At 64.1% G+C, this 13369-nt stretch carries 9 protein-coding genes; 5 read left to right on the forward strand and 4 right to left on the reverse strand.

All coding sequences use genetic code 11. From position 1 onward, the window contains the following. Positions 1–19 precede the first annotated feature (19 nt). Complete coding sequence (locus JJ896_08705; GenBank protein ID MBO6779717.1) at positions 20–2044, reverse strand: thioredoxin domain-containing protein; 2025 nt, start codon at positions 2042–2044, stop codon at positions 20–22. 85 nt (positions 2045–2129) lie between these two features. Between JJ896_08705 and JJ896_08710 the strand changes: the two genes are divergently transcribed. The 3 genes from JJ896_08710 to JJ896_08720 are packed head-to-tail and all read left to right on the forward strand — an operon-like array spanning position 2130 to position 5879. Further along, positions 2130–3263: an aminopeptidase P family protein gene (locus JJ896_08710; GenBank protein MBO6779718.1), complete on the forward strand. Its 1134-nt coding sequence runs from the start codon at positions 2130–2132 to the stop codon at positions 3261–3263. Then, complete coding sequence (locus JJ896_08715; GenBank protein ID MBO6779719.1) at positions 3264–4703, forward strand: HAMP domain-containing histidine kinase; 1440 nt, start codon at positions 3264–3266, stop codon at positions 4701–4703. It abuts the gene before it with no gap. Positions 4704–4709: 6 nt separating this feature from the next. Further along, positions 4710–5879: a DUF819 family protein gene (locus JJ896_08720; protein ID MBO6779720.1), complete on the forward strand. Its 1170-nt coding sequence runs from the start codon at positions 4710–4712 to the stop codon at positions 5877–5879. 58 nt (positions 5880–5937) lie between these two features. Here the strand turns inward: JJ896_08720 and JJ896_08725 are convergent, their stop codons facing one another. Continuing rightward, on the reverse strand, positions 5938–7713 hold the full coding sequence (locus JJ896_08725; GenBank protein ID MBO6779721.1) for a M3 family oligoendopeptidase: 1776 nt from the start codon (positions 7711–7713) through the stop codon (positions 5938–5940). Between the two features lie 102 nt (positions 7714–7815). Here JJ896_08725 and ytxJ point away from each other — a divergent pair, with 102 nt between their 5' ends. Both ytxJ and JJ896_08735 read left to right on the forward strand, forming a co-directional pair. Beyond that, positions 7816–8148 (forward strand): bacillithiol system redox-active protein YtxJ, encoded by a 333-nt coding sequence (gene ytxJ / locus JJ896_08730; protein ID MBO6779722.1) that lies wholly within the window; start codon positions 7816–7818, stop codon positions 8146–8148. Then, complete coding sequence (locus JJ896_08735; GenBank protein MBO6779723.1) at positions 8145–8681, forward strand: TlpA family protein disulfide reductase; 537 nt, start codon at positions 8145–8147, stop codon at positions 8679–8681. Before ytxJ ends, JJ896_08735 begins: the two co-directional genes overlap by 4 nt. 574 nt (positions 8682–9255) lie before the next feature. Here the strand turns inward: JJ896_08735 and JJ896_08740 are convergent. Together JJ896_08740 and polA are read right to left on the reverse strand one after the other, a co-directional pair. Then, positions 9256–10539, reverse strand: a complete 1284-nt coding sequence (locus JJ896_08740) for an insulinase family protein (protein ID MBO6779724.1) — start codon at positions 10537–10539, stop codon at positions 9256–9258. A gap of 1 nt (position 10540) precedes the next feature. After that, positions 10541–13306, reverse strand: coding sequence for a DNA polymerase I (gene polA, locus JJ896_08745; protein MBO6779725.1), 2766 nt, complete (start codon positions 13304–13306; stop codon positions 10541–10543). Between the last annotated feature and the right edge of the window lie 63 nt (positions 13307–13369).

Here is a 13369-nt window from a genome sequence, read left to right on the forward strand (position 1 = left end):
CGAATCAGCGCCCGATTTCTCAGACCTCCGTGTCGCCCAGGGCGGCGCGGAGGTCTTTTTTTGTCGTTACGGGACGGTCACAGCTGAAATCGCGACAGACGTACGCGGCCGCCTTGCCTTGCACGAGCCCCATGCCTGCGACGCCGGGCACCACCTGCTCGATACGCGACCGACGCTCGCCCGATGCCGGCAACCAGAACGCGAGTTCACCGGAACGCCGGGCTTCGGCAACCAGCGCATCGTCCTGATCCTGCGCCACGACAACGACTTCGCGGGCGACGCGCCACTGTGACGCGCCAAAGGCCAGAAATCCGGTCAGCGCGCCAGGAGACTCCCCCAGAACGGGGGCAGCGGCGCCGATAAGGTTGGCCGCCCGTTCCAGCCAGATCGGCCGGGAAAGCAACCTTCCCAGATCGAGCAGAACGCCGAGAGCCGCGCTCACTCCGGCGGGCATAGCCCCGTCATACCACTCCTGCTTGCGGACCAGGAGTGCCTCCCCTTGCGTAGACGACCGGTAGAATCCTCCGCCTTCGGCCGAGCAGTGCGCGAGCATGGCCTCGGTCAGCTCCGCGGCATCATCCAGCGCCTGAGGATCGGAAGTCGCCTGAAACAGCTCCAGCAGCCCCCAGGCTGTGAACGCATAGTCGTCCAGCATGGCGGCCACACCGGCGTGCCCGGCGAACCACCGGTGCTGCCACCCACCGGGCTCGCGCAGGTTTGTCCTCAGGAACGTATGCGCCGCAGCGGCGGCCTCGACCAGGTGCTCGGACTGCCAGACGCGACCAGCGCGGGCCATGGCGCCTATCATCAGTCCATTCCAGTCCATGAGGACCTTCTCATCGCGGAGCGGGCGCACACGGCTGTCGCGGGCCTCGAGGAGGCGGGCCCGGATCTTGGGCAGATCGACCGGCTCGTCATCCTGCGAGGCCGGGTGCAATACGTTGGTCCCGGTCAGCTCGCGGGTGGCCTCCTCCAGAAAGTTGCCCTCCGGACGCGTGCCGAACCAGGCTGTTGCGGTTTTCGCCGCCTCAGTTCCCAGCACGACTTTGAGCTCTTCTTCCGACCAGACGTAGAATCGTCCCTCTTCGCCCTCGGAGTCTGCGTCTTCGGCGGAATAGAAGCCCCCATCGGGATGCCTCAGGTCGCGGAGCACGTATTCGGCGGTCTGAAGGCCGACCTCGCGCAGCAGGTCATCGCCCGTTGCCAGCCAGCCTTCCACGCAAGCCTGCAGCATGGTGGCCTGGTCGTGCAGCATTTTCTCAAAGTGCGGCAGCCGCCACTCCACGTCGGTGCTGTAGCGATGGAATCCAAAGCCCACCTGATCAAATACACCGCCACGCCACATGCTCAGAATCGTCTGGTGTGCCGCAGTCACACCCGGCTCGCGTCCGTAGCGAAAGAGGAAGGTCAGGTTGTGCGGGCTCGGAAACTTGGGCGCCGAACCGAATCCGCCGTGCGTGGCATCATAGCGTGACGTGAGTTCGCGGAATGCGGTGTCCAGCCAGGCAGGTTCGATTGTGCCGCTGCCACTGGCGGTCTGGGGATCGGCCTGGCGCTCCAGCACCTGGACGACGTCGGCCGCCGACGCCTCAATCCGCTCACGGTCCTCCCGCCAGAGTGCAGAGACCCTCGGAATCAGGTCCATCATGCCCATGCGGCCGAATCGGGTTTGCTTCGGCAGATAGGTCGCCGCGTAGAACGGACGTTTCTCCGGCGTCATGAGGATCGTAAGCGGCCAGCCACCCTGTTTGCCCATCAAGTGGCAGACCGTCATGTAGACGTCGTCGATATCGGGGCGCTCCTCGCGATCCACCTTGATGCTCACGACATGACGGTTCATGAGCGCCGCCACCTCATCGTCCTCAAACGACTCCCGCTCCATCACATGGCACCAGTGGCAGGTCGCATAGCCGATCGACAGGAAGATCGGCACATCACGCCGCCGCGCCTCCTCAAATGCCTCGTCGCCCCATGGAAACCAGTCCACAGGGTTGTGTTGGTGCTGGAGGAGATAGGGTGATTTGGCGTCCTGGAGCCGATTCACGGTGTCGGGTCGAAGGGGGCATTCCGGGGCGGTCAGGCCGGCACCGACCGCCTATATTCCGGCCTCTTGAATCCCCTCCCAGACTATGAGTTCAGACAAATCCCTGGCCAAGGCCATCGCGGGACGTCACGAGCGGCTTCGGGCCGCGCTTTCTGCCCATGGCCTGCACGCGCTGGCCATCAACGCCGGCCCGACCCTCGGCTATCTGACGGGGTTGAGTTTCCACCTCTCGGAACGCCCGGTCATCGCGCTTTTCACCGCGGACCAGAAGCCGCAGATGGTGGTGCCCGAACTGGAGTCGCTGAAGTTTGAAAAGGCGGCGTTTGATCTGGACCTGCACACCTACAGCGAGAGCCTGGATTCGTGGCAGCCGGCGTTCTCGGCGGCGCTCAAGGGGCTGGGTTCGGCGCGCGTCGGCGTAGAGCCGCGCTGGCTGCGTTTCCTCGAGATGGGATTCCTGAACGCCGCGGCGGAAAAGGCCGACTTCGTATCGGGAGAGGAAGCCGTGGCCCAGTTGCGCATGCACAAGGACCAGGTCGAGCTGGAGCTCATGCGCACCGCGACCCGCATCGCCCAGGATGCCCTGAAGGACACACTGCCCAAGCTCCGGGCGGGCGTCACCGAACGTGAGGCGGCCTCCGAGCTCATCCAGAATCTGCTGCGCCACGGCAGCGAGGGCGAGCTGCCCTTCCAGCCCATTGTGGCGTTCGGTCCCAACTCCGCCAATCCGCACGCGGTACCCACAGAGCGGCCGCTGCAGGAAGGCGACCTGGCGCTGTTTGACTGGGGCGCCAACCATCACGGCTACTTCTCCGACCTGACCCGCACGTTCACCTTCGGCGAGGTGGATCCAGAGCTGCGGAAGATAGGCCAGCTTGTGCACGCGGCGAATTCGGCGGGACGGCGCGCAGCCGGTCCCGGTATCGCTGCGGGGGCCATCGACCGAGCCACCCGGACCGTCATCGCAGACGCCGGGTACGGCGAGCAGTTCATGCACCGCACCGGCCACGGACTCGGTCTGGAGGTGCACGAGGAACCGTACATCCGGGACGACAACAATCAGACGCTTCGGCCCGGCATGACCTTTACCGTGGAGCCAGGGATCTACCTGGCTGGCAAAGGCGGCGTGCGCATTGAGGACGATGTGGTCATCACGGATTCCGGCGCCGAGAGTCTGAGTGATATGCCGCGCGCCGTGGTGCCGATCCCCCAGGACTGAGTGGGCTCGGACACCCTGCATATTCTCCTGGCAGCCCCGGAAGCTCAGGACACAGAGCGATTTATGGGGCGCCTCGCGGCATGCCAGCGACCCCCGCTGGCCGTTAGCCAGGCGACCAGCCTTCGAGATGCCGCCCAGCTAGCCGGCGACCAGTCGTTCGATGTGCTGGTGCTGGATGCCCGCCTTGCGCAGGGGCTCAAACACGGCCTTCTGGCCCTGTCCCCGCTTCTTCTGGCGCTTCCCATTGTGGTCGCCCTGGATCCTGAGGAGGACAGCGAACTGGCCGGCGCCCTGCCCGAGGGCGTCATGGACTACGTGGACCGCGAGGGCGACACCGCGCACGCGCTCCAGCGCATTCTGTACTACGCCTCACGCCGATACGCGAGCTTGCGATCGCTCCAGGAGGCGGAAGGTCAGCTACGCTCGATCGTCGAGGGGATTTCGGACGGCATCGTCATCGTGGACGACAGTCAGACAGTGCTGTTTGCGAACCCGGCCGCCGAGGCCATTCTGCACCGCCCGCTTTACGAAATGCTCGGTGCCCCATTGGGCTTCAAGCTGCCGCGCGGGAGCGGAATGGTGGAAATTCTTTCGCATGACCATGAACCACTTCAGCTGGAGGTGCAGGTTCAGGCGTCTACCTGGGAAGGGCGCGATGCGACGCTCGTCACCTTCCGCGACGTCACCGCGCAGATGGCGCTTGAGGACAACCTTCGTCGGTCCAAGGAGGAAGCGCTCCGTGTTGCGAACCTGAAGACGGCCTTCCTGGCGAACATGAGTCACGAACTGCGCATGCCGCTGGCCAGCATCATCGGGTTCGCGCAGCTGATTCGCGACGGCCTGGACGACCACGAATTCCGAGAGTTTGCCGAGAGCATCATTTCCGGCGGAAACCGGCTGCTGGACACCATCAATTCCGTGCTGGACCTGACCCGTCTGGATGCCGATGCGGTGCAGGCGCACTCGAGGCTGGTGGAGGCTTCGGCTGTGGGACGGGAAGCCGTCGGCATGCTGGCGGCGCTGGCGCAGAAGAAGAACCTCCCGGTGCACGTGGAGCACGTGGGTACGGACGATACGGTCTTCGCCGATCCGACCATCCTGCGCCGCATCCTGAACAACCTCATCGGAAACGCCATCAAGTTCACGGACAGCGGCTCGGTGACGGTGCGCGTGGAGTCTGACGATGAGCTCGTGCAGATCCATGTGATTGATACGGGTCGGGGCATCAACCAGGAGTTCCTTCCGGAGCTCTTCGATGAGTTCACGCAGGAATCGAGCGGATTTGACCGCTCCCATGAGGGGTCCGGCCTCGGCCTGGCCATCACCAAACGGTTGTGCCGGTTGATCGGAGGCCGGATTGACGTCGACAGCGAGAAGGGTGTGGGCTCCACATTTACTGTCACGCTGCCGCACGCGGAAGAAGACCCAGAAGACGCCTAGACACCCATGATCACCGAACCCACGACACTGTTTGCCGTCCTTGCGGGCGTTTTGGGGCTGATTTTCTGGCTCAGCACCTTTCCGGGGCTGAAGAAGCTTTTTGAGTATCTGCCGCCGGTCATCTGGGCGTATTTCGTGCCCATGTTTCTGACCACCGCAGGCGTGACGCCGGACTCGAGCGAGACGTACTCCTGGATGTCGCGCTATTTGCTGCCGCTGGCGCTCTTCCTGCTGATGATTGCGGTGGATGTGAAGGCCATCCTGAAACTGGGGCCGAAAGCGCTCCTGATGATGGTAACCGGCACGTTCGGAATCGTGCTCGGGGCCCTGGTGGCCTATCTCATCTTCGCATCCCTGCTCCCGGAAGATGCCTGGCAAGGCTTCGCAGCTCTTTCGGGCAGCTGGATTGGGGGCACGGCCAACCTGCTTTTCATCCAGAACCATGTCGGGGCTCCGGACTCTCTGCTGGGTCCCATCATTGTGGTCGACACGGTCGTAGGCTACGGTTGGATGGGGGTGCTCATTTTCCTGAGCACCATGCAGCACAAGTTCGACAAGTGGGTCAACGCCGACATGACCATGATCGAGGACGTGAACAAGCGCCTGGCGGAGATCGACACGACGCGCCGGCCGTCCGACCTGGCGGATCTGGCCAAAATCGTCGGCCTCGGCTTCATCCTGGTGGTGGCCAGCATCTGGGTGGCGGAAAACGTCATGCCGGAAACCCAGTACATCGGCACGTCCACCTGGGCCATCCTGATCATTGTGACCCTCGGCCTCGTGCTGTCGTTCACAAAAATGCGGGACCTCGAGCAGGTCGGCGCGTCCCGGCTCGGGTTTTTGGCGCTTTACCTGCTTCTGACCTCCATTGGGGCGCGGGCGGACCTGATGGCGGTGTTGGATGCCCCGTATTACCTGCTGGCAGGGGTGGTCTGGATCTCGATCCACATCGGCATCCTGATCATCATGGCACGCGCCATCCGTGCGCCGCTGTTCTTCGTCGCCACGGGAAGCATGGCCAATATCGGCGGCGCGGCCAGTGCGCCGGTTGTGGCCAGTGTGTACCTGCCGGCGATGGCACCCGTCGGGTTGCTCATGGCCACGGCCGGATACATCCTGGGGATTTACGCGGCGTACGGGGCCGCGGAGATGTTGCGGGTCCTGGCTGGAGGATAGGGAGGTTGGTTGCGGGGGCCGCGGCGGCTGGATCGGCGCCGGGGCCGCGGGGGCCGCTCTATGCAGCCAGCTCCTCGGCCTGACTCACCAGCGCATCGATTGCATCCAGACCACGACTCCAGAAACTGAGGTCGGTGAGGTCGATGCCCAGCTTGCCCACGAGGACGTGCGGCCAGTCCGAGCCTCCGTCCGAAAGCAGCGTGAGGTACTTCTCCGGAAATCCGGCGCCCTCCTCCTGGTACCGCGCATACAGCGCGAGGACCAGCAGTTCGCCGAACGCATAGGCGTACACATACCCGGGCGTGTGCAGGAAATGCGGGATGTAGGACCACCAGTAGCGGTAGTGGTCTCCCAGCGTCACGGCTCCGTCGAACATGGCCGTTTGCGTACCGATCCACGCCTCCGAGAGCCCATCGACCGAGAGTTCTCCCTGCTCACGGCGCGCTGTGTGTATGGCATCCTCGAACCGGTTCATCGCCACTTGCCGGAAGACGGTGGCGATGGAATCGTCGATCTTGGAGACCAGCATGGCAAGCCGGTTCTTCGGATCCGATTCGGCCGCCATGAGCCGCTGGAAGACCAGCATCTCCCCGAAGACTGATGCGGTCTCGGCTGTCGTCAGGGGGGTGTCAGCGTGGAAGACCCCCTGTTTTCGGCTCAGGTATTGGTGCACGCCGTGGCCCAGTTCATGGGCCAGCGTCTGCACGTCGCGGATTTTTCCGGTGTAGTTGACCAGCACGTAGGGATGCGCACTCGGCACCGCGCCGTGACTGAAGGCGCCGCTTCGTTTGTTCGGGGCGAGCCGCGCATCGATCCAGCGCTTGTCGAAAAACTCGGACGCAATGGCCCCCATGTCGGGGTGGAATTCGCCATAGGCGTCCAGCACGAGGGATCGGGCCTCGTCCCACGCGTAGCGCGTGTCCGCCTCGCCCACCGGCGCGTATCGGTCATAGTCCATCATCTCATCCAGGCCGAGCAGGCGGGCCTTGAGCCGATAAAACCGGCCGACGATGTCAAATCGGGACGTCACGGACTCAATCAGACTGTCCACAACCTCATCCTGCACCTCGTTCGAGATATTCCTGCTCTTGAGCCAGTGCGGGTAGCCGCGAAGCCGGTCGTCGGAGGCCTTGTCGGCCAGGATGGTGTTGAAAATGAACGCCAGGGGGCGCGCATTCGTCTTCAGACCTTCGGTGAAGGAGAGCGCCGCCGCCCGCCGGGTGTCTCGTTCGGATGCGTAGAGCTTTGCCATCAACTCCTGCTGGGTCAGGCTATCCCCATCGAAGTCGAACCGCACTGCGCCCATCGTCTCGTCGAAGAACCGGTTCCAGGCACTGCGGCCGGTGACGGACTTCTCGACCAGAATCTTCTCCTCCGGCTCCGACAGCTGGTAGGGCTTGGTCAGCCGGAGCACCTCCAGATAGTGGCGATAGGCACCGAGCTGGTCATCGCCCAACAGGTAGCCGGCTTTCTCATCGTCCACCTCCGCCCATTCCAGGTCAAAGAATAGGATGCGCTTGGCGATACCCGTGTACGCCTCGCGGACCGCCTGGAGCTGGGCGCCCGTCTTCTCGTCGGCCGTGTCCGTGGACCAGGCAAGGTACGCGTAAGTGTAGGCCCGGCCGACCATGTCCTGGATGGCCCCCAGGTCCGACATGGCAGCCGCCAGTGCCGCAGCGTCGAGTTCTGCGACCGTGCCACGGTACTGCTCCTCGAAATCACCGGCGAGCGTCGCGGCCTCCTTCACCGATGCCGTCAATGCATCCGAGTCGGCATAGAGATCCGTGAGATCCCAGGTGATGTCTTCGGCTCCGGTCGTCAGGTCCTGGCTCATCAGCGGCTGTAACTGTTTGTAGGCGGCTGCAACCATAGAGCTGGAGCCCGGGTCCAGCTTCAGTGGCCTCGGAGCGCCGATTTACGCACTTTTCTAGTCTGGATGATCACCAACATCGATAGCGACCACAGCCTGGACCAGGCCTTTCGGCAATCCGAGACGCAGCCCGTTCTGCTCTTCAAGCACAGCGCCTACTGCGGCGTGTCCTTCTTTGCCCGTCGCGAGATTGAAGAAGTGGCCGAGGCGGGGGACGTTTCCGTCTTTGAGGTCGTGGTGCAACGGGCCCGTCCGGTCAGCAACCGCATCGCCCGGGATCTGGGGATCCGCCACGAGAGTCCGCAGGTTATCTTGGTGCGCGATCACGCGGCGATTTGGGATGCGTCCCATGGCCGTGTGCTCGCCGAATCCATTCGAGAAGCCCTCAACCCGGCATGAGACTGCTCCCGGTCCTTTTGATTCTCCTGACGGCGTGCGGCCGGGGCGATGTGCCCCCAGGCGAGGCGACCGAACTGCCCTACGAAGAGGAGGCACCAGTGGTGGCTTCCGAGCAGCTGCGCCCCGCACCGGAATTTGAGCGGCCCGCGCTGGACGGCACCACGTACCGGCTGGCCGACCGCAAGGGACAGGTGGTGATCGTCAACTTCTGGGCCACCTGGTGTGGCCCCTGCATCCGGGAGACGCCTGCCTTCGTGGACCTCGCGAATGAATGGCAGGATCGGCCCTTTGAGATTGTCGGTGTGTCCCTGGACGATGAGGGATTCGAAGTGATTCGCCCCTTTGTGGAACGCTATGAGGTGCCCTACCCCATGGTCCTGGACGATGGGGCCCTCGCCGACGAATTCGGCGGCGTCTATGCGATGCCGTCCTCGTTCATCCTGAACAAAGAAGGCCGGATCGTGCACCGCGTGGTCGGGGAGTTTCCGTTCGAGGAAATGCGCGACGAGCTGGAGGCGCTCCTGGACGCGTGAGGGCTGCTTTTTGTGGGGAGGTGCTGGCCTCGGGCACGGCTCGAGCGCGGGCTTGCTCGGCGCTGGGCGCCGGCGCGCGAGCAGTCGCGCTGGGCGCTGGGCGCGGCGCACCGGAGACGCCGGAGCCGCACCAGGGTCGCCGGCGCGGGGCGCTGAGCGCGGCGCACATGTAAAGCTGCCGTCGGATTACACGTTCGGGGGCCGCTGAACCGGCGGAAGGTGTAATACGCGCCTTGAGTCCACGTTGGGCGCCGACGTGCCGGCCGGAAGGTGTAAAACCACGCCCTGAGTCCACGTTTGTGGTCGGCCGAACGATATCGCCCGGAGTGCGCCCTGCCGGTAGGCCCAGCGGCCGGAAGTGTAAAACCCCACCCTGAGTCCACGACTGCGCCCATCCGAGGCGCCCCAAGGTGTAAAACCGCACCCTGACTCCACGTCTGCGGCCGCTCGAACCGCCCCAAGGTGTAAAACCGCACCCTGAGTCCACGTTTGACGCCGGTCCAGCGGCCCGCGACGGCCGCAAAACGCCCCGGCGGCGGCGCAAACGCCCCAGCGCGCCCCCAGCCGCCGCGCCCTACCCCGCCAAGGGCACGAATCGACCGCGGGTCATGCGCATGCGCACCAGGTACTGCGCCGCCACCCGCTGCACATCGGCCGCCGTCACCGCCTCCATGCGGGCCAGATGGTCCGGATACAGCGTCCAGTCCCCAGCCGCGATTGCTTCGTTGAGTTGGGCTGCGACCGCGAAGGGCCCGTCCCGCAGGTAGGCCTCCTGAGCGCGCACGTTGCTCATCGCCCGAGAAATCTCCGATTCCTCGACACCGGACTCGGCGACGCTCGCCAGCACGTCGAGAATGGTATCCTCCACCTCCTCGTGGGTCTTGCCGGGAGCAAGCATGCCGAGCACGTAAAACAGGCCGGGGTCCCTGAAGCGGCTGGAACCGGCGGAAATGCTGGTCACCGTGCCCGTATCGACGAGACTCCGGTATAGCCGGCTGCCCTTGCCCCGGGAGAGAATCGCCCCCAGCATTGAGAGCGCATCCGCGTCCGTCGTCGTGCCGGGCGGGCTCTTGAAGGCAAGCATCGTCGCCCCCAACTCTCCGCGCATGCGCACCTCCACCGAGCGCTCGCCTACCTGCTCCGGCTCCCGGGTGGCGATCTGACTCATCGGCTCGGGGGCCTTGTTGATCCCTCCAAAATGCCGATGCACGCCCTCCAGCGCGGCCTCCACTGAAGTGTCGCCGATGACGGACACTGTCGCGTTGTCTGGCCAGTAGTACGTGTTGTAGAACCCCCGCAGTCCATCCGGCGAAACGGTTTCCACGTCGTGCCGCCAGCCGATGGTAGGATGGTGGTACGGATGCGCCACATAGGCGACACTCCAGACGGTCTGGTAGAGCTTGCGGATCGGCTCGTTCTCGCCTCGATCCAGTTCGTTGAGGATCACCGTTCGCTCGCTCTCGATGTCCGCTTCGTCCAGAAGCGCACCGCGCATGCGATCCGCCTCCACCTGCATGGCAAGATCCAGCCGGTCGCTCGGCAGCACCTCGTAGTAGTTTGTGCGGTCGTTCCAGGTCGTGGCGTTGACCTGCGCTCCGACGCGCTGCAGGGTCTGAAAAATCGTCGTGCCGAGCTCCTTGTTGAACCGGCTGCTGCCCTTGAACATCAGGTGCTCCAGGTAGTGGGTAGCGCCAGTCAGTCCAGCAGACTCGTTCCGGGAGCCCACGCGGTAGGTCACCATGAACGCCGCGACGGGTGCGGTGTGGTCGGGAAGCACCAGAACTTCAAGGCCGTTGCCCCGGTGCTTCCACGCAGTTATGCCGGCCTTTTCGCCGGTCTTGTCGAACATCTCGTGCATGTCAGTGGGCGTCCAGCCAGTTGTCTCCCGTGTCCATGCCCACTTCCACGGGCACCTTGAGCGGCAAGGCCTGCTCCATCTCATTGCGAACCAGCGCTTTCACCGTGCCCACCTCGGCCGGCGGTACCTCAAGCACCAGTTCGTCGTGGACCTGCAGTAGCATGCGGGTCTTCAGCCCTTCCTCCCGCAGGCGCCGGTCCACGGCGATCATGGCAATCTTGATCATGTCCGCCTGAGAGCCCTGAATGGGCATATTCACTGCGACACGTTCTGCGGCCGATCGCACCACGCGGTTGCGGGCGTGCACGTTGGGCACGTAGCGGCGCCGTCCCAGCATGGTCTCCGAATACCCGGTCTCGCGGGCGCGCTCCACCTGCTCGGTCAGGAACCGGCTCACGCCCGGAAAGCTCTTGAAGTAGCCGTCGATCAGTTCCTGCGCCTCCGTGCGTGAACAACGCAATCGCTGGGCCAGCCCGAAGGCCGACACCCCGTACGGGATGCCGTAGTTGACCTCCTTCGCCTTGCGCCGCTGGTCGGGGTCAATGTCTCCGGGATCGCACCCGAATACCCGCGCCGCCGTGGCAGTGTGAATGTCCTCCCCGTCCCGGAATGCCTGCTGCAGGGCCTCATCGCCCGACAGCGACGCAAGAATGCGGAGCTCGATCTGTGCGTAGTCGGCACTCAGCAGTGTCCATCCCTCCTCGGGCACAAACGCCTTCCGGATCTCGCGCCCGCGCGCGGTACGCACCGGAATGTTTTGCAGGTTGGGGTCCGCGCTCGAAAGCCGCCCGGTGGCCGCCACCGTCTGATTGAAACTGGTATGTATGCGTCCGGTCTCGGGGTGCACCAGCGCACCCAGGGTGTCAACGTAGGTCGACTTCAGCTTGGACAGCTCGCGCCAGTCCAGGATCAGAGCCGGCAACTCATGCTCGAGCGCCAGGGTCTGCAACACGTTTTCCCGGGTGGACGGCTTGCCGGTCGAGGTCTTTCCGACTACCGGCAGATTCAGCTTCTCGAATAGTATCTCGCCAAGCTGCTGCGTGGAGCCGATGTTGAAAGACTGGCCCGCCGCCTCATAGATGGCGGTCTCCAGCGCAGCGATGTCCTCGCCCAGGCCCTCCGAGATCTGATCCAGGACCGAGGTATCCAGCCGAATGCCCGTGCGCTCCATGCGAGCCAGCACCCGCATGAGGGGAAATTCGATCTTCTGGGCGATGTCGTTGAGGCCGTCCTCGCCAAGCAGCCCGTCCAGATGATCGGCCAGCCGCAGCGCGAAGTCCGCATCCTCGCAGGCATAGGGCGCCACCTTCTCCGAGGGCACATCCCGCATGCTGATCTGCGTCTTTCCCGACCCGATCAGGGTGGAAATAGGCATCATGCGATACGAGAAGTATCGAAGGGCAAGTGCATCCAGCCCATGCGATTCCTCGGGGGCCACGAGGTAATGTGCCACCATCGTATCGAAGAGGTCGCCACCAAGCGTGACTCCATGCCTGGCAAACACGATCTCGTCATACTTCAGGTTGTGGCCCACCATGGGCGTATCGCTCTCCAGCAGCGGCCGCATGCGATCCAACACCACAGAAGTGGCGGTGTCGTCCGGCAGCGGGGTCGGCACATAGGCGGCCTGCCCCTCTCCCCAGGACAGGGAGATGCCCACAAGCGAAGCAAGCATGGGATCGCGCGATGTGGTCTCCGTATCCACAGCCAATCGCGCCACGCCCTGCAACTCCGAAACCAGCTCGTCCAGCTGATTCAGATTCCTGACGAGACGGTAGGACACCGCGTCCGCGTCAAAGCTCTCCTCGCCTCCCCCCGACTCCGCCGAGAACAGGTCACTCTGCATGCCTGGTCCCGCCGGCGCCACTACATGACTTCCGCGTCCGAGCATGCGCAGCGTGCGGTCCGTCAGCGTGGTGAACTCAAGGTCGGCGAACAGCTGCTTGATGCGCTGCAGGTCCGCATCCGCGCGCTTGAAATCTTTCCAGTCGACCGTGACCGGCACATCGGTGAGGATCGTGACCAGCTTCTTCGACAGCAGAGCATCATCGCGATGCTGCTGCAGGCCCTCCCGGGCACGCTTTCCCGACACGTCGTCCGCGTGCTCGAGCAGCGACTCTACCGTGCCGTACTCCTTGACCAGCTTGACGGCGGTCTTCTCTCCGATTCCGGGCACCCCGGGCACATTGTCGCTGGCGTCTCCCATGAGCGCCAGCACATCGATGAACTGAATCGGCTCCAGCTCAAACTTCTCCCGAAAGCTCGTCTCCGTGATGGGATCGAACGCGTCCCCCCGATAGGCGGGCCTGAACATCGAAATGCGGTCCGACAGCAGCTGCTGGAAGTCCTTGTCGGCCGATACGATGACCACTTTCTCCCCATCGGCCTCGGCCTTGCGCGCCAGCGTGCCTATGACATCGTCCGCCTCGACGCCCTCCTCCTCGACCACCGGAATGTCCATCGCCCGCATGACCTCCTTGATGGAAGCCAGATTGCCCACAATCTCGTCCGGGATCGGGTCTCGGTGCGCCTTGTAATCCGCATAGATCTCGTCGCGGAACGTGCCACCCTCACCCACCAGGTCAAACACCACGGCTACATGATCCAGCCCATGATCTTCGATGAGCTTCAGCATGGTGTTGACGAACCCGTACGTGGCGGACGTATTGCGCCCCTTCGAGTTGATCAACGGCCGATTGATGAAGGCAAAATGCGCGCGGTACGCCAGCGCCAGCGCATCGAGCAGATAAAGCGTGCGGGTAGCCAATTCGGGCGATGGGCAGTGGGTGGGGCCGCAAAGTAGCGACTCCCCTCCGCCGTCACCCTGTCA

This window comes from Rhodothermales bacterium (assembly GCA_017643395.1).
Lineage (GTDB): Bacteria > Bacteroidota > Rhodothermia > Rhodothermales > UBA10348 > JABDJZ01.